15 protein-coding genes are annotated in these 16,405 nt (G+C 60.6%); 4 read left to right on the plus strand and 11 right to left on the minus strand.

What is annotated here, in order from left to right; all coding sequences use genetic code 11:
* Positions 1-156 precede the first annotated feature (156 nt).
* Complete coding sequence (locus CKW14_RS23710; protein WP_095126234.1) at positions 157-786, plus strand: glutathione S-transferase; 630 nt, start codon at positions 157-159, stop codon at positions 784-786.
* Positions 787-994: 208 nt separating this feature from the next.
* Here CKW14_RS23710 and creD read toward each other — a convergent pair whose 3' ends face one another.
* From creD to CKW14_RS23735, 4 genes are all read right to left on the minus strand, one after another.
* Positions 995-2,365: a cell envelope integrity protein CreD gene (gene creD / locus CKW14_RS23720; RefSeq protein WP_095050279.1), complete on the minus strand. Its 1,371-nt coding sequence runs from the start codon at positions 2,363-2,365 to the stop codon at positions 995-997.
* Positions 2,366-2,533: 168 nt separating this feature from the next.
* Positions 2,534-3,952 (minus strand): two-component system sensor histidine kinase CreC, encoded by a 1,419-nt coding sequence (gene creC / locus CKW14_RS23725; protein ID WP_095050278.1) that lies wholly within the window; start codon positions 3,950-3,952, stop codon positions 2,534-2,536.
* On the minus strand, positions 3,952-4,632 hold the full coding sequence (creB, locus tag CKW14_RS23730) for a two-component system response regulator CreB (RefSeq protein ID WP_038363216.1): 681 nt from the start codon (positions 4,630-4,632) through the stop codon (positions 3,952-3,954). Before creB ends, creC begins: the two co-directional genes overlap by 1 nt.
* Before the next feature lie 73 nt (positions 4,633-4,705).
* Positions 4,706-5,209, minus strand: coding sequence for an ATP-dependent zinc protease (locus tag CKW14_RS23735; protein ID WP_095050277.1), 504 nt, complete (start codon positions 5,207-5,209; stop codon positions 4,706-4,708).
* A 185-nt stretch (positions 5,210-5,394) separates the two neighbouring features.
* Here CKW14_RS23735 and CKW14_RS23740 point away from each other — a divergent pair, with 185 nt between their 5' ends.
* Entirely contained in the window at positions 5,395-6,282 is an 888-nt protein-coding gene (locus CKW14_RS23740) for an acyltransferase (protein WP_095050276.1), read from the plus strand.
* Between the two features lies 1 nt (position 6,283).
* Here the strand turns inward: CKW14_RS23740 and CKW14_RS23745 are convergent, their stop codons facing one another.
* The gene (locus CKW14_RS23745) at positions 6,284-6,841 is read right to left on the minus strand and encodes a DUF2780 domain-containing protein (RefSeq protein WP_095050275.1); all 558 of its coding nucleotides are present in this window, start codon (positions 6,839-6,841) and stop codon (positions 6,284-6,286) included.
* A gap of 150 nt (positions 6,842-6,991) precedes the next feature.
* On the opposite strand from CKW14_RS23745, the gene CKW14_RS23750 reads away from it, so the two are divergent.
* Both CKW14_RS23750 and CKW14_RS23755 read left to right on the plus strand, forming a co-directional pair.
* A complete protein-coding gene (locus CKW14_RS23750; protein ID WP_095050274.1) occupies positions 6,992-7,627 on the plus strand; it encodes an RNA polymerase sigma factor in 636 nt (211 codons plus the stop codon).
* On the plus strand, positions 7,624-8,298 hold the full coding sequence (locus tag CKW14_RS23755) for an anti-sigma factor domain-containing protein (protein ID WP_095050273.1): 675 nt from the start codon (positions 7,624-7,626) through the stop codon (positions 8,296-8,298). The genes CKW14_RS23750 and CKW14_RS23755 overlap by 4 nt, the downstream gene beginning before the upstream one ends.
* A 252-nt stretch (positions 8,299-8,550) precedes the next feature.
* Here CKW14_RS23755 and fdhA read toward each other — a convergent pair whose 3' ends face one another.
* The 6 genes from fdhA to CKW14_RS23785 form a co-directional block, all read right to left on the minus strand.
* Entirely contained in the window at positions 8,551-9,750 is a 1,200-nt protein-coding gene (gene fdhA / locus CKW14_RS23760; protein WP_093429915.1) for a formaldehyde dehydrogenase, glutathione-independent, read from the minus strand.
* A gap of 199 nt (positions 9,751-9,949) precedes the next feature.
* Complete coding sequence (gene purU / locus CKW14_RS23765) at positions 9,950-10,807, minus strand: formyltetrahydrofolate deformylase (RefSeq protein WP_095126235.1); 858 nt, start codon at positions 10,805-10,807, stop codon at positions 9,950-9,952.
* Positions 10,808-11,020: 213 nt separating this feature from the next.
* Positions 11,021-11,653, minus strand: a complete 633-nt coding sequence (locus tag CKW14_RS23770) for a sarcosine oxidase subunit gamma (RefSeq protein WP_008086919.1) — start codon at positions 11,651-11,653, stop codon at positions 11,021-11,023.
* A gap of 132 nt (positions 11,654-11,785) precedes the next feature.
* Positions 11,786-14,803 carry a sarcosine oxidase subunit alpha gene (locus tag CKW14_RS23775; protein ID WP_095126236.1) on the minus strand — a complete coding sequence of 1,006 codons (3,018 nt, stop codon included), beginning with the start codon at positions 14,801-14,803 and terminating at the stop codon, positions 11,786-11,788.
* Positions 14,800-15,129 (minus strand): sarcosine oxidase subunit delta, encoded by a 330-nt coding sequence (locus tag CKW14_RS23780; RefSeq protein ID WP_007913119.1) that lies wholly within the window; start codon positions 15,127-15,129, stop codon positions 14,800-14,802. The genes CKW14_RS23775 and CKW14_RS23780 overlap by 4 nt, the downstream gene beginning before the upstream one ends.
* A gap of 14 nt (positions 15,130-15,143) precedes the next feature.
* Entirely contained in the window at positions 15,144-16,394 is a 1,251-nt protein-coding gene (locus CKW14_RS23785) for a sarcosine oxidase subunit beta (RefSeq protein ID WP_034155011.1), read from the minus strand.
* Positions 16,395-16,405: the final 11 nt, after the last annotated feature.

The raw sequence follows: 16,405 nt of genomic DNA on the forward strand, positions 1-16,405 counted from the left end.
TCTCTGCTGGGCCTGAAATGTGTGTTCACTGCAAAAACCTGTGGGAGCTGGCTTGCCAGCGATGGCGGCCGGATGGGCGCCATAAATTCCCTCGCCAGCCATCGCGGTTCTGACTAGGCTAACCACCTGCTCTTCGACGATCACCGAGGTTTGCCAATGTCCGCCCCCAGCATGACCCTGTACCACAACACACTCTCCCCGTTTGTGCGCAAAGTGATGGTGTTGCTGCACGAAACCGGCCAGCAGGATCGCGTCGCGCTGCAAGACTGCGTGCTCAGCCCGGTCAGCCCGAGCGCCGAGCTCAATCTCGACAACCCGCTGGGCAAGATCCCTGCCCTGCGCCTGGCCGACGGCAATGTCATCCATGACAGCCGTGTGATCCTCGAATACCTCGACCAACAACACGTCGGCAACCCGCTGATCCCGCGCGAAGGCGCGGCTCGCTGGCGCCGCCTGACCCTGGCCTCGATGGCCGACGGGATCATGGATGCGTCGGTGATGGTGCGTTATGAAATGGTCCTGCGCGCGCCGGAAAAGCATTGGGATGAATGGCTCGAGGCTCAGCGCGACAAGATCCGCCGCGCCCTCGCAGTGTTGGAAAAAGATGCCATTGCCGAGCTGACCAGCCATTTCGATGTCGCGGCGATCAGCGTGGCGTGTGCGCTGGGTTATCTCGATCTGCGTTTCCCGGACCTGGGCTGGCGTGATGCCAACCCGCAACTGGCCAACTGGTTCTTTGAGGTGAGTCAGCGACCGTCCATGATCGCCACGATGCCCAAGCCTTAAATCGGCGGCGCCTGTTCCGGCCTCTTCGCTGGCAAGCCAGCTCCCGCAGGATTTGTGGTAGATCGGGGATTTGTGTCATCACCGAACTCATTGTGGGAGCTGGCTTGCCAGCGATGGCACCACCTCGGTTCCACAGGCAAAAAACCGATCATCCGCGTCACCAATCCCTCCCTCCAGCACTGATCCTCACGCAATCCCAGCGACCGGCTCATTGCATCGCCCCGACATCAAACTCCAACGGCTTCGCCGGTTTCTGACCGATCCCGTACCAATCCAGTTTGCGCGTCAGCACCATGAACACACCGAGCAAACCAAACAGCAACAACGAGCCCATCAACAACGCGTAATCCTCAGCGCTCAGCAAGCCATAAAGCAGGCCATACAACGCCGCCAGCCCCGCCGAAAAACTCAAGCCGTGACGCACACTGCGCAGCACATGGCAGACATAAAATCCGATCAACACCACACAGGCACTGGCCGACAGCAAATATGCCAGGGCAAAACCAATGTGCTCCGACAGCGACAGCAACAACAGATAAAAGAATGCCAGCGCCACACCAACCAGCGCGTATTGCACCGGGTGCACGGCCAGACTCTTGAGTACTTCGAAGAGGAAGAAACCGGCGAACGTCAGGACAATGAACAGCAGCGCATACTTGATCGCCCGGTCACTCTTCAGATATTGATCCACCGGATCGATAAAGCTCACACCGAAGCTACGACCGTTGAACGCCTCGCAATCATTGCTGCTCACGCAACGGCTCATGGCGTCTTGCAGGTTGGTGGAGAAAAACGTGGTCTGCCAATCGGCGCTGAAACCTTGATCATTGATTTCACGTTTGCCCGGCAGGAAGTTGCCGACAAAGCTTGGATGCGGCCAGTTGGCAGTGAGGCTGACGCTGCTGCTCTTGCCCACCGGCAGCACCTGCAATGAACCAGTGCCTTGCAGACGCAGGTCGAAGCCGAAGCTCAGTTCCGTGGTTTTACTGGTGTCGAGCAACGGCAGCGTGACCCGCACACCTTCACCGAGCCAACCGACTTGCGTACCCGGAACGAAATCGAGGCGCTGGCCATCGAGTTCCAGTTTCAGCGCATTTTCGATACCGCGAATATCGCTGATACCGACCGCGAGAAACGGTGCATCGAACTGGTAGTCGCTGAAGTCTTCCTTGATGCCCAATTGCGCCGGCAATGAGAAATGGCCGTTGATGCGGTTATCGGCGTGGAACAGCCGCGCCTCATAAATGCCCCGCGCACGCAGTTCGGTTTGCACCTGGCCGTCCAGTTCAAATCGTTCCGGCAGGAAGTACAAACGCCCGCGTTCTTCGCCCGGTTCGTCGTAACGCTGGTTGGTTTTATCGTTGGTTTTCCAGTTGTGAATCACTTTGCGATACGGCACCACCATCACCGGGCCGCTCAGTTGCTGGCTGTAGCTGGAGCTGCGGGCAATGTCTTCGAGCACGCCATCGCGCAGCTGTTGGCGCTCGTCGATGACGCCGTCGATCATCAGCAGCGGGATCAATAACAGCAGGATCAGCAGGGCGATGGCGCCGAGCTTTATAGTCAGATTCTTGTTCATGGGACTCTCCCTGTTTGGATGGGGAGAGTCTGCTGAGTGGGTGTGGGGGTTTTGTGGGGGGAATGTGGAGATTGTGTGGAAAAATCAAAAGATCGCAGCCTTCGGCAGCGCCTACAGGTGTACGCACCCTATGTAGGAGCTGCCGAAGGCTGCGATCTTTTGACGGAATCAAGGCAAGCGCAATGTCACCTCAACACCACTTTCGACATTACGAATCTGCATCGTCCCACCATGTAACTTGACCACTTCTTCAACGAAGTTAAGCCCCAACCCCGTGCTTTTTCGTCCACTGTCCGGGCGCGGCAATGAGTAGAAGCGTTCAGTCAAACGCGGCAAAGCGTAGTCAGGAATCGGCGCCGTTTCATTGAACAATCGAAATTCGATCTGCTCGCCAACCCGCTCGGCACTGAAGCGCAGCAGCCCCTCAACCGGGGTGAAATCCAGCGCATTCTCCAGCAGATTACCCAACGCCTGACGCAGCAGAAACGGCTCGCCGATCAACAGAAGATCAGCCGCAATCGCCTGTTCGATGCGCAACTGCTTTCCTTCAATCCGCGCCGCCTGCCCCTGCAACAACTGATCAACCAGCGCCGCCAACGGCACGGCGACCCGCTCTTCAAGGCCCTGACGTTGTTCCACTTGTGCCAGATTCAACAACCGCTCGATCAACTGCTGCATCCGCGCACTTTCACTGTCGATGTTGCCGACAAAGCGCAATCGCTGAACCGGCGGCATGTCCCCTTGCAGCAACTCCGCCGCGCCACGAATCGCCGCCAGCGGACTTTTCAGTTCATGGGTCAGCGTGTGCACATAACGCTCGACGTAGGCCTTGCCTTCCAGTTGCGTGCGCATCTGTTCCACGGCGGTAGCCAATTGTTCCAGTTCACCGCCACGGTAATGCGGCACTTCCACCCGCCGGCCCTCACTCACCGCTTGGGCATAACCGGTCAGACGATGCAGCGCGCGGCTCAGCCACCACGACAGCAATGCGCCAAAGAGCAGACCGAGACCGATCAATCCGGCGCCGTAAAACAGCAGGCGCCGCTCGGTGCGATCGACGTAGGGCTGCAATGAGCTGTTCGGCTTGGCCACGGTGACCACACCGATGATCTGGCCGTTGTCGCGGATCGGCGCGCCGACGTGCATCACCGACGAGCTGGCGTCATCCGGATCACTGCGGCTCGAACGTGCGCCGTACTCACCGCGCAGGGTCAGGTAGACGTCGTTCCAGCGCGAGTAATCCTGACCGACCGCGACACCACTGGAATCGAGCACGACGATGCCTTTCGCGTCGGTGACGTAGATACGGTGGTTGACCTGATTTTTCGGCAAGCCCCAGATGGTCGCTTGCGGCTGACGCTCGCCATACGCGCGCAGCAATTCAGGCCAGCGATTCTCACTGAGGGTGCCGGCCTTGAAATCATCACGGAGGATTTCCGCCATCAGGTTGGCGGTATCGACCAGGGTTTCTTCGGTGGACTGGCGCACGCCGGGGCGGATTTCTTCCATCACCGTGTTGAGCACGAAATACCCGGTCAGGCCGACAAACAGCACATACACCAAAAAGATCCGCAGCCCCAGTGACATCAGCTGTGCCCCGGGCTGTAGCTGTAACCAAGGCCGCGATGGGTCTGGATCGGCTCGGCGTCGGCACGCACCAGACGCAGTTTGGCGCGCACGCTTTTGATGTGGCTGTCGATGCTGCGCTCGTAACCGGCGTCGGCCGCCACGCCCAGCGCATCGAGTAATTGCTCGCGGCTGAAGACCCGCTCGGGTTGTTCGAGCAGGCATTGCAGCAGGCGGAATTCGTGGCGGGTCAGGCTTAACGTCTGGCCGCGATAAATGATTTGAATCCGTTCCGGATCAATACGGAACAGCGCTGAACTGGTCTCAATCGCTGGACGCGGCGCCATGCGTTTCAGGATTGCCTTTACTCGCGCCGCGACTTCTCGCGGGCTGAACGGCTTGACCACGTAGTCGTCGGCGCCGATTTCCAGCCCGACCACACGATCAATCTCGGCATCGCGGGCGCTGAGGAACAGCACCGGCACCTCGCTGAAGCGCCGCAGTTGCTTGCAGGTCTCGAAACCGCTGATGTCCGGCAGGCCAATGTCGAGGATGATCAGATCGGCCGGCGTCTGCCGCTGATGTTCAAGCGCCGCCGCGCCTAGGCTCAGCCACGTGGTGGTGAAGCCCTCGCCCTGCAGAGCAAAAATCAGCGTGTCGGCAATCGCCGCTTCGTCTTCGACAATCAGGATATGAGGCATGGCGTCCGAGCCCGTGGGTTAGGTGCGCGAACGGTGCCCCAAGCCTGACGTTACGTCAATGAGACCACTTGGTTCAGCAGTCCGGTTTGTCGGCGGTGAAGCGCCGCGCCGGGTTCACTGCCGCGCCGAATTCACGCAAGGCCTTGGCACCGATCAGCAGCGGGTAGTTGAAGTTGCTGCGGTCGGTCAGGTTGACCTCGACGGTACGCTTGACGTTACCCAGACACAGTTCCAGATCGACCACCGGGCGCTTGGCGACTTCGGTGCTTTCGCCCTCGTCCTCTTCATCCGAACGGCTCTTGATCTTGCTGATCCGCGCGACCTTGTGTTCATAGACCTTGTTGCTGGCGTCTTTGGTGGCGAGGCGGAACCGCACCCATTCATCGCCATCGCGGGTGAAGGTCTCGATGTCCTTGGCCGACAGCGAGGCGGTCAGGGCGCCGGTGTCCATCTTGGCCTTGAGCACTTCACCGCCGATTTCCGGCAGCGCGATGTATTCATAGCGCCCGTACAGGGTCGGCTCGGCGGCCATGACCGGCAGGGCGACGAGGGCAAACAGTGCAAGGAGGGATTTCACGTAAGGGGCTTCCTTGAGAGGTTGGGCAACGGGATTTTAGACCGTTGCGCGCTTGATCGTTCCCACGCAGAGCATGGGAACGATCAGGTTAACGCGACTAAAGTGAAACATTCGTCACCGCCGATTTGGCCTGTCGCGCGAAGCTGCTTATCATGGCGTGCCCATCCGTTTGCAAAGAGTTGCTTATGCGCCGCCTGCTCACCGGCTGTTTCGTCACCCTGCTGCTGTTGCTCAACACCCTGATCCTGATCGGGCCGTTGCTGGTATTTGCTCTGCTCAAACTGATCGCACCAGGCCGCTGGCGCGATTACGCGTCGGGGGCGGTGATGTGGATCGCCGAGACCTGGGCCGAAATCGACAAGCTGATTTTCCGCCTGTGCATCCCCACCCAATGGGACATTCGCGGTGGCGAAGACTTGCGCAGTGACACTTCGTATCTGGTGGTCAGTAACCACCAGTCGTGGGTCGACATTCCGGCGCTGATCCAGACCCTCAACCGCCGCACGCCGTTCTTCAAATTCTTCCTCAAGAAAGAACTGATCTGGGTGCCGTTTCTCGGACTGGCATGGTGGGCTCTGGATTACCCGTTCATGAAACGCTACACCAAGGCGTTTCTGGCGAAGCATCCGGAGCTGGCCGGCAAGGATCTGGAAATCACCAAACAGGCCTGCGAGCTGTTCAAGCGTCAGCCAGTGACCGTGGTGAATTACCTGGAAGGCACGCGCTACACCGCCGCGAAAAGCGCGCAGCAGCAATCACCGTTCAAGTATTTGCTCAAGCCCAAGGCCGGTGGCGTAGCGTTTGTGCTGGCGGCGATGGGTGAACAGCTGGATGCGATTCTCGATGTCACGGTGGTTTATCCACAGGCGAACATCCCGGGTTTCTGGGATTTGATCAGCGGCAAAGTGCCGCGCGTGATCATCGACATCAAGACCCGCGAACTCGACCCGGCACTGTGGCAGGGCGATTACGAGAATGATCCGGCGTTCCGCCAGACGGTCCAGAACTGGGTCAACCAGCTCTGGAACGAGAAGGATCAGCGCATCGCCGAACTGCGCAGCGAACGCGGCTGAATCAGCTACCGGTGCCGGCACCCCAGATGCTGCCCAGGCTGCTCAGCAGCGAACCGCCGACGCCCTGCTGACCGAGGTATTGCAACAGCACAGGGGCAAACTGGCCGATCATGCCGCTGTCCATGCCCAATGCGCTGAAGGCATTGTTCAGGTCATTGGTGTCCTTGACGTTGCCCAGCGCATTCTCCAGCCCGGCGGACTTGCCGGACGAGCCGAGCAAAGCGCCCAACGCCGCCAGATTGCCGCTGCCACCCGACAGTTTGTCGATGCCTGGCACTTCTTTGGCCAACTGCGAATAATCGGTACTGCTCAATTGATTCTTGGCCAGACCGAGCATCGCACTGGTGCCGCCAACGGCTTGCTCCGGCGTGACATCCAGCGCACTGAGAGCACTGAGCAAACCGGCGGTTTCCGAGGTCGGCGCCGCAGCGGCCGCCTTGTCACCGCCCTGCATCCCCGAAACCGCACCAGCGACGTCGTTCAGACTGAAACCGGCAAACACCGGCCCGGCGGCCAGGGTCAGGAGCGATGCCAAGGCAATACCGCGTGAAATCTTCATTCAGACATCCTCTTGCGCTGTGAAAACCACCCGTTGCACGAGCAGTGAAACTGCCGGTTTGACCGGGTATCCGCCGGCATGTTCCGGCGCGGCGCATCCATTTTCGTCCGGCCTGCGTATATAAAACGTGAAATCCCGGACACCTTCGCGATGAATGGCACAACCGCTGTCGCTGAACTAGCCTGTGAACAGTCCGAGCCCAGCCCTCGTCGCTCGACCTTTGCCTGGAGAGTGGTCATTTCCATCGCCGACACCGATCAGTTGCGCCAGCTGTTGGCCCAGTGTGCACTGGGCGATCGTCGCGCCTTCGAAACGCTGTACCGCAGCGTCGGCCCGCGTCTGCATGGCGTCGCCCTGCGGTTTATGGGCCGCACCGATCTGGCGGAGGAAGTGCTGCAGGAAAGCTTCGTGCGCATCTGGAACAACGCCTCGCGCTACGAAGCGCACCTGTCGGCGCCGCTGACTTGGATGATCAACATCACCCGTAATCAGGCCATCGATCAGTTGCGTAAACATCGCGAAAGGCCACTGACCGATCTGGAACAGGACACACTGCCGGACGAAAGCCCCTCGGTTCACGAGCAACTGAACAGCGCCCGTGAGGCCAACGCGCTGAACCGATGCCTCGAAACCCTCGAAAGCATGCAGCGCCAGTCAATCACCGTGGCCTACTTTCAAGGATTGTCGTGCACGGAACTCGCCGAACATCTCGCCACGCCACTGGGGACAGTCAAATCTTGGATTCGCCGTGGCCTCGAACGTCTGCGCCGGTGCCTTGAATCATGAACTACCAGACCCCTGCCCTGCGCCGCGCCCTCGCCGCCGATTACGCGATTGGCCTGATGTCTGCACCTGCGCGGCGGCGCTTTGAACAGTTGCTGCTGGATGACGCGGCATTAAGGGCTGAACTGGCGCAATGGCAGGAAAGCCTCGTCTCTCTCACCGAAGCGCTGCCGGAACATCCGGTGCCCGACCGCGTGTGGCAAGGCATCACCGCGCGCATCGAACCGCAGGTGCTGCATGTGCCTGAGAAACGGCCATTCTGGAACTGGCTGCGACTCACCGCTGCGATCTGCTCCATTGCCGTGCTGGTGCTCCTCGGCTCGCTGTACAACCGCGACGACGCCCGCTACCGCGCCACGCTGCTGACCGCCGATGCGCAACCGGCGCTGAAGGTCGAAGCGCATGCGGATTATCTGCAAGTTGAGCCGCTGACGCTGGCGGCGGTTGATTCGGATCGTAGCCTGGAGCTGTGGGCGATTCCGGCGGATGGCAAACCGATTTCCCTCGGCGTTATTCCGGCGGGCGGCAAAGCCAAGGTTGAGTTGAACGAGGCGCAGAAGGTGTTGATCGGCAAACCGATTGCGCTGGCAGTGAGCCTGGAACCGAAAGGTGGTTCGCCGACCGGGCAGCCGACGGGGCCGGTGCTGTATCAAGGGACGTTGGCGGCCTTGTAAAGCCCCTCACCCTAGCCCTCTCCCAGAGGGAGAGGGGACTGACCGTGGTGTTCTCTCGAGTTTCATCGACCTGAATTACCGAGCCGATTATGGATTCACAGCGGTATTTTCAGGTCGGCGTAAATTGTGAGCATCCCTCGGTCGGCCCCCTCTCCCTCCGGGAGAGGGCTGGGGTGAGGGGTAGCTTTTGACCTTGGCTCTAAACAAAAAAACGGCGCCCCTGAAGTCGCCGTTTTGTATCGAACTTAAGCCTTACGCCGCACTAAACAACTTATGCGGATCAATCACAAACTTCTTCGGCACGCCGGCATCGAACTCGCCATACCCTTCCGGCGCCTGATCGAGGCTGATCACCTGCACGCCCACCACTTCGGCGATGTTGATGCGATCCCACATGATCGCCTGCATTAGCTGACGGTTGTATTTCATCACCGGCGTCTGGCCGGTGTGGAAGCTGTGCGACTTGGCCCAGCCCAGACCGAAGCGAATGCTCAGGCTGCCCATTTTCGCGGCGGCATCGACAGCGCCCGGATCTTCGGTGACGTACAGGCCGGGAATACCGATCTTGCCGGCCACGCGCACCACACCCATCAGTGAGTTGAGTACGGTGGCCGGAGCCTCGGCTTTCACGCCGTCGTGGCCGTGGCCGCGTGCTTCGAAGCCGACGCAGTCCACTGCGCAATCCACTTCCGGCTCGCCCAGCAGTGCGGCGATCTGTTCGTGCAGCGGCGTGTCCTTGGACAGGTCGACGATTTCAAAACCCTGCGCCTTGGCGTGGGCCAGGCGGATGGTGTTGACGTCGCCGACGATCACCACCGCCGCACCGAGCAGACGCGCGGAAGCGGCAGCGGCCAGACCGACCGGGCCGGCGCCGGCAATGTAAACGGTGCTGCCCGGGCCAACGCCGGCAGTGACGGCGCCGTGGTAACCGGTAGGGAGGATGTCGGAGAGGCAGGTCAGGTCGCGGATTTTCTCCATGGCCTTGTCGCGGTCCGGCAGTTTCAACAGGTTGAAGTCGGCGTATGGCACCAGCACGTACTCGGCTTGGCCACCGGTCCAGTCGCCCATGTCGACGTAACCGTAAGCACCGCCGGCACGGGCCGGGTTGACGGTCAGGCACACGCCGGTGTGTTGCTCTTTGCAGGAACGGCAGCGCCCGCAAGCCACGTTGAACGGTACGGAGACCAAGTCACCGATTTTCAGGTTTTCGACGTCGGAGCCTTTTTCGATCACCTCGCCGGTGATCTCGTGCCCCAGCACCAGACCGGTTTGCGCCGTGGTACGGCCGCGCACCATGTGCTGGTCGGAGCCGCAGATGTTGGTGGAAACCACTTTGAGAATGACCCCGTGCTCGATCTTGCGACCGCGCGGGTCCTGCATTTTCGGATAGTCGATTTTCTGTACTTCGACCTTGCCAGCGCCGAGATACACCACACCACGATTGCCAGACATGCTTTCACCTCGCTGTTGTTTTTATGGAACCGCGTTGCCCAGGCAGGCAGCGCGTTGAGTGCTCGGGTACAGATGCTGTTTATGTGTTGCCTGTCAGGGCCTCATCGCTGGCAAGCCAGCTCCCACAAGGTTCGGATTGGATTCAAATCCTGTGTACGACACAAATCCCTGTGGGAGCTGGCTTGCCAGCGATGGCGGCCTAAAGAACGACCGTACGATTGGCGTTGAGAAACACCCTCCGCTCAATGTGATACCCAACCGCCCGCGCCAGCGTCAGGCCTTCAATATCGCGCCCCTTGGCAATCAGATCCTCAGGGTAATGACTGTGATCCACCGCCTCGACACCCTGGGCAATGATCGGCCCTTCATCGAGGTCGTTATTGATGTAATGCGCCGTCGCGCCAACCAGTTTCACGCCCTTGTTGTAGGCCTGGTGATACGGCTTGGCGCCCTTGAAACCCGGCAGCAGCGAGTGGTGAATGTTGATCGCCTTGCCATCGAGCTTGCGGCACAGCTCCGGCGACAGCACCTGCATATAGCGGGCGAGGATCACCAGTTCGGCGCCGGACTCTTCGATCACCTGCCACACCTGACGCTCCTGCGACGGTTTGTCGTTGGGGTCGAGGGGGAAATGGTAGTAGAGAATCTGGTGCCAGTCGGCCAGCGGTTTGAGGTCCGGGTGATTGGAGACCACCGCCGCGACGTCCATCGACAACTGGCCGATGCGCTGGCGGTAGAGCAAGTCGTTGAGGCAGTGATCGGCCTTGGAGACCATGATCACCACTTTCGGCCGGTAGTTCGGCGCGGTCAGTTCGAAGATCATGCCGAAGGCCTGACCACGTTCGGCTAAACCGGCGCGGAAGGATTGTTCGTCGAAGCCGTCGGGCTGACGGAATTCCACGCGAATGAAGAAACGCCCGGAGAGGCGGTCATCGAACGAGTGGTGCTCGGTGACGTAGCAGCCCTGCTCGAACAGAAAACGCGTCACCGCGTCCACGGTGCCGAGGACGCTGGGGCAGTCGGCGGTCAGAATCCATGTGTCTGGGGCGCGGCTCATGGTGCGGTGACTCCTGTTCTTTGTGCGGGGTGTCAGGTTTTTCCCTCACCCTAGCCCTCTCCCAAAGGGAGAGGGGACTGACCGAGGTGTTCATTCGAGCTACGCCGACCTGAAATATCGCGTCGAACTCAAGCTCGAAAAACACACAAATCCGCTCCCTTTCCCCCTCTCCCCCCTGGGGGGAGAGGGCTGGGGTGAGGGGGTGGCTTTTGATCAGGCCTGAACGCTCAACCCGTACTCAGCCGAAGCATCCTGCAACCACAACCACCAGTAATCCGAGAAGCTGCGACGAATCAGCAATTCCCAAGTGTCTTCAGCGGTGTGGCGAATCATCAGCTGCGACTTGGCGAACACCGTGCCCACCGCTTTACCGACCGGGAAGTTATTCGGATGCACGTCATAGCTGGTCGATTTCATCAGCACTTGACGCACGTTCGGGCCGCTCAGTTCGAGCACCTGCTGGCCACCGCTGACGTTGACGATCGCGATGTGCAGATCGCCCAGGGCTTCACGCAGTTTCTGTTCGGCGGCGAATTCTTCACCGCTCGGCACGATCAGTAGCCACTCATCCGGGCCCATCCATTGCAGGCTGGTTTCGCCTTTGACGATCACGCTCAGAGCGCCGGGCAGTTCGATACCCAGGGCCTTGTGCACACCGGCGGCGAACGCGGCATCGTGGCCATCGCCACGAATGGTCAGGTGGCCGAGGAGTTTCTTTTCCCGCACGATCACGCCGGCGTTCTTGCGGCCCTTGCCGACCAGGCTGGCGAGGTCGGCATGGTGCAGCGACGACTCGGCCTTGGCGCCGGTGGTCGGGCGTTGTTGGTAAACATTGGCTGTGGTCATAAAGCACCTTCCTGAATTCTTGATCGTTCCCACGCTCTGCGTGGGAATGCCGCCATGGACGCTCTGCGTCCGCTCTTGGGACGCGGAGCGTCCCGGGATGCATTCCCACGCAGAGCGTGGGAACGATCAGTGTCAGATGTTCTGGCGATCACCCTTCGGATCAAAGAACACCGAAGAAACAATCTCCGCCTCGATCACGCTGCCATCGGCCAGCGGTGCAAACACCCGCTCACCCATGCGCTTCAGACCGCCCTTGACCACACCCATGGCAAACGAATAACCGAGGGAGTTGTGCGCGTAGCTGGACGTCACGTGGCCGACCATGGTCATCGGGATCGCCTGCTTGGTGTTGAACACCAATTGCGCGCCTTCCGGCAGCCAGACATTCGGATCAATCGGCTTCAGGCCGACCAACTGTTTACGCTGATCCTTCACGCAGTCTTCACGGTTCATCCCACGCTGGCCGATCCACGAGAACGGTTTGGTGCGACCGACGCACCAGCCCATGTTCAAGTCATCCGGGGTCATCGAGCCGTCCGTGTCCTGACCGACAATGATGAAGCCCTTCTCGGCACGCAGGACGTGCATGGTTTCAGTGCCGTACGGGGTCAGGTTGTACTGCTTGCCGGCCTCGACGATTTTCTCCAGCACGCCCATCGCATAGTCGGCCTGCACGTTGACTTCGTACGACAGCTCACCGGTGAACGAGATGCGGAACACCCGCGCCGGCACGCCGCCGACCAGACCTTCTTTCCAGGTCATGAACGGGAACGCTTCGTTGCTCAGATCAATGTCGGTCACGGCGCTGAGCAGCTTGCGGCTGTTCGGCCCGGACAGGGTCATGGTCGCCCAGTGGTCAGTCACGGAGGTGAAGTAAACCTTCATGTCCGGCCATTCAGTCTGGTGGTACAGCTCCAGCCACTGCAGCACGCGCGCCGCGCCGCCGGTGGTGGTGGTCATGACGAAATGGTTGTCGGCCAGGCACGCCGTCACACCGTCGTCGAAGACCATGCCGTCTTCTTTGCACATCAAACCGTAGCGAGCCTTGCCCACGTCAAGTTTGGTCCAGGCGTTGGTGTACACGCGGTTGAGGAACTCGCGGGCATCCGGGCCTTGAATGTCGATCTTGCCGAGGGTCGAGGCGTCGAGCAGGCCGACGCTGTCGCGCACAGCTTTGCATTCACGCTTCACGGCGGCATGCAGGTCTTCACCGTTTTTCGGGAAGTACCATGGACGCTTCCACTGACCGACGTCTTCAAACTCGGCACCGTTCTTCACATGCCAGGCATGCAGCGCGGTGTAACGCACCGGCTCGAAGATGTGCCCACAGTGACGACCGGCCACGGCGCCGAAAGTCACCGGCGTGTAGTTCGGACGGAACATGGTGGTGCCCATCTGCGGGATGGTCACGTTCAGCGAGCGGGCCGCGATGGCCAGACCGTTGACGTTGCCGAGCTTGCCCTGATCGGTGCCGAAACCCAGCGCGGTGTAGCGTTTGACGTGTTCGACCGATTCGAAACCTTCGCGGGTCGCCAGTTCGATCGCAGCAGCGGTCACATCGTTTTGCAGATCGACGAATTGCTTCGGCGCCCGTGCGGTGTTCTTTTCATGCGGCACCTGGAACAGCGCCAGCGTCGGCTCTTCTAGACGGCTCAGGGCTTTTGGCAGCACGCCTTCGACGGTCTGGAAACCGGCTTCAGCGGCAGCGCGCACGCCACCTTCAAAACCGTCAGCGAGCGAATCGCCGAGACCGTACACGCCGTTGATGCCACCAACGCACACGCGCTTCTGCGGTGCTTCGCCCGGAACGAAACCGAGGATGTCTTCACGCCAGGTCGGCTTGCCACCGAGGTGCGAGGCCAAGTGAACGACCGGGCTGTAACCGCCGGAACTGGCGATCACATCGCAGTCGAGCCATTCGCCCGGGCTGGTCACGGCGTGCGCTTTGACATCGATCGCGGCAATACGAGCAGCGGTGACGCGCTTGCTGCCACGGGCTTCGATCACGGCGCTGCCGGTGAGAATGCGGATGCCTTTGGCGCGGGCTTCTTCCACCAGCGCACCACGCGGATTGCTGCGCGCATCGGCGATGGCCACCACTTGCAGACTGGCGTCGAGCCAATCCAGTGCCACGCGGTAGGCGTGATCGTTGTTGGTGCTGAGGACAAGCTTCTTGCCCGGTGCTACGCCGTAACGACGCACGTAAGTCGACACCGCACCGGCAAGCATGTTGCCCGGCACATCGTTGTTGCCGTAAACCAGCGGACGCTCGCAAGCACCGGTCGCCAGCACGACACGCTTGGCGCGAACACGGTGAATACGCTGACGCACCTGACCGATGGGCGCACGGTCGCCGAGGTGATCGGTAAGGCGTTCGTGAATGGTCAGGAAGTTGTGGTCGTGGTAACCGTTGACCGTGGCGCGCGGCAACAGCAGCACGTCCGGGGTGTTCTTCAGTTCCGTGATGACGCTGGCGACCCAGTCCATCGCCGGTTTGCCGTCGAGGCTTTCGCGGGAATCGAGCAGGCTGCCACCGAACTCTTCCTGCTCATCGGCCAGAATCACTCGGGCACCGCTGCGCGCAGCGGCCAGGGCAGCGGCCAGACCGGCCGGGCCAGCGCCGACGATCAGCACGTCGCAGTGCTGGTTCATGTAGTCGTAGGTGTCCGGATCATTCTCGGTCGGCGAACGGCCCAGACCGGCAGCCTTGCGAATGTACTTCTCGTAGGTCATCCAGAACGACTGCGGGTACATGAAGGTTTTGTAGTAGAACCCCGGCGGCATCAGCTTGCCGCCGACCTTGCCGAGAATACCCATCATGTCGTTGTTGACGCTCGGCCAGCCGTTGGTGCTGGTCGCAACCAGACCTTGATACAGCGCCTGTTGCGTGGCGCGCACGTTGGGAATCTGCGTGGCTTCGGTAGCACCGATCTGCAGCACCGCGTTCGGCTCTTCGGCACCAGCAGCGAAAATCCCGCGAGGACGCGAATACTTGAAGCTGCGGCCGATGATATCGACGCCGTTGGCGATCAGTGCGGCGGCCAGCGAGTCACCCTCGAAGCCTTTGTAGCTCTGACCGTTGAAGGTGAAGCTCAGCACTTTGTTGCGGTCGATCCGTCCACCATTGGACAGGCGATTGGTCTGGCTCATACCTTCTCTCCCAGCGCCGTCGTGGCTGTTTTCGCCGAATCAGCCTTGTCGGTGAATTGCGGCTTGGTGCCGATCTTGTAGGTTTCGAGAATCTCGTAAGTCACGGTGTCGCGGGTGACGTTGAAGTACTGGCGGCAACCGGCGACGTGATCCCACAGTTCGTGGTGCAGTCCGCGCGGGTTATCGCGGAAGAACATGTAGTCGCCCCACTCCTCGTCGGTGCAGGCGCCTGGATCCAGCGGGCGCGGAATGTGCGCCTGGCCGGATGCGTGGAATTCCTCTTCGGAGCGCAACTCGCCGCAGTGAGGACAGAAGATATGCAACATGGGGATTTCTCCTGTTAGTGGGCGACGGCAGCAGCGCCGTGTTCGTCGATGAGTGCGCCGTTGTGGAAACGGTCGATGGAAAACGGTGCGGCCAACGGGTGCATTTCACCCTTGGCCAGACTCGCGGCAAACACGTTGCCCGAGCCAGGTGTGGCCTTGAAGCCACCGGTGCCCCAACCGCAGTTGAAGAACATGTTCGGTACCGGGGTTTTCGAAATGATCGGGCAAGCGTCCGGGGTGGTGTCGACGATGCCGCCCCACTGGCGGTTCATGCGTACGCGGGACAACACCGGGAACATCTCGACGATGGCCTGAATGGTGTGTTCGATCACCGGGTACGAACCACGCTGGCCGTAGCCGTTGTAGCCGTCGATACCGGCGCCGATCACCAGGTCGCCCTTGTCGGACTGGCTGATGTAACCGTGCACGGCGTTGGACATGATCACGCTGTCGATAATCGGTTTGATCGGCTCGGACACTAGCGCTTGCAGCGGGTGGGATTCGATCGGCAGGCGGAAACCGGCGAGTTTGGCCATGTGCCCGGAGTTACCGGCCGTGACCACGCCGACGCGCTTGGCGCCGATGAAGCCCTTGTTGGTTTCGACACCGATGCACACGCCGTTTTCCTTGCGGAAGCCGATCACTTCGGTCTGCTGGATCAAGTCGACACCGAGGGCGTCAGCGGCACGGGCAAAGCCCCAGGCCACGGCATCGTGACGGGCAACGCCGCCGCGACGCTGAACAGTCGCGCCCAACACTGGGTAGCGAGTATTTTTCGAGCAGTCGAGGTACGGAATCTCGTCAGCGACTTGCTTGGCGTTGAGCAGTTCGCCATCGACGCCATTGAGGCGGTTGGCGCTGACCCGACGCTCGGAATCACGGATGTCCTGCAGGGTGTGGCACAGGTTGTAGACGCCACGCTGGGAGAACATCACGTTGTAGTTGAGATCCTGCGACAGGCCTTCCCACAATTTCATCGCGTGTTCGTACAGGTGCGCCGACTCGTCCCACAGGTAGTTGGACCGCACGATGGTGGTGTTGCGCGCGGTGTTACCGCCGCCCAGCCAGCCCTTCTCGACCACGGCGACGTTGGTGATGCCGTGTTCTTTGGCCAAGTAGTAAGCCGTCGCCAGACCGTGCCCGCCGCCGCCGACGATGACCACGTCGTAGACCTTCTTCGGCGTCGGCGTGCGCCACATGCGCTGCCAGTTTTCGTGGTGGCTGAGGGAGTGTTTGAAGAGGCCGAAGCCCGAATAGCGTTGCATAGTCAGTTACT

The sequence above is a fragment of the Pseudomonas sp. Irchel s3a12 genome (assembly GCF_900187485.1).
GTDB classification, from domain to species: domain Bacteria; phylum Pseudomonadota; class Gammaproteobacteria; order Pseudomonadales; family Pseudomonadaceae; genus Aquipseudomonas; species Aquipseudomonas neuropathica.

What these genes read in the sequence shown, in the direction of transcription:
- creC (WP_095050278.1), bottom strand. Translation starts at nt 3,952, where the DNA reads ATGTCACTGGGGCTGCGGATCTTTTTGGTGTATGTGCTGTTTGTCGGC.
- CKW14_RS23745 (WP_095050275.1), bottom strand. Translation starts at nt 6,841, where the DNA reads ATGAAGATTTCACGCGGTATTGCCTTGGCATCGCTCCTGACCCTGGCC.
- creD (WP_095050279.1), bottom strand. Translation starts at nt 2,365, where the DNA reads ATGAACAAGAATCTGACTATAAAGCTCGGCGCCATCGCCCTGCTGATC.
- CKW14_RS23785 (WP_034155011.1), bottom strand. Translation starts at nt 16,394, where the DNA reads ATGCAACGCTATTCGGGCTTCGGCCTCTTCAAACACTCCCTCAGCCAC.
- purU (WP_095126235.1), bottom strand. Translation starts at nt 10,807, where the DNA reads ATGAGCCGCGCCCCAGACACATGGATTCTGACCGCCGACTGCCCCAGC.
- CKW14_RS23770 (WP_008086919.1), bottom strand. Translation starts at nt 11,653, where the DNA reads ATGACCACAGCCAATGTTTACCAACAACGCCCGACCACCGGCGCCAAG.
- CKW14_RS23750 (WP_095050274.1), top strand. Translation starts at nt 6,992, where the DNA reads ATGAATGGCACAACCGCTGTCGCTGAACTAGCCTGTGAACAGTCCGAG.
- CKW14_RS23710 (WP_095126234.1), top strand. Translation starts at nt 157, where the DNA reads ATGTCCGCCCCCAGCATGACCCTGTACCACAACACACTCTCCCCGTTT.
- CKW14_RS23780 (WP_007913119.1), bottom strand. Translation starts at nt 15,129, where the DNA reads ATGTTGCATATCTTCTGTCCTCACTGCGGCGAGTTGCGCTCCGAAGAG.
- CKW14_RS23775 (WP_095126236.1), bottom strand. Translation starts at nt 14,803, where the DNA reads ATGAGCCAGACCAATCGCCTGTCCAATGGTGGACGGATCGACCGCAAC.
- CKW14_RS23740 (WP_095050276.1), top strand. Translation starts at nt 5,395, where the DNA reads ATGCGCCGCCTGCTCACCGGCTGTTTCGTCACCCTGCTGCTGTTGCTC.
- creB (WP_038363216.1), bottom strand. Translation starts at nt 4,632, where the DNA reads ATGCCTCATATCCTGATTGTCGAAGACGAAGCGGCGATTGCCGACACG.
- fdhA (WP_093429915.1), bottom strand. Translation starts at nt 9,750, where the DNA reads ATGTCTGGCAATCGTGGTGTGGTGTATCTCGGCGCTGGCAAGGTCGAA.
- CKW14_RS23755 (WP_095050273.1), top strand. Translation starts at nt 7,624, where the DNA reads ATGAACTACCAGACCCCTGCCCTGCGCCGCGCCCTCGCCGCCGATTAC.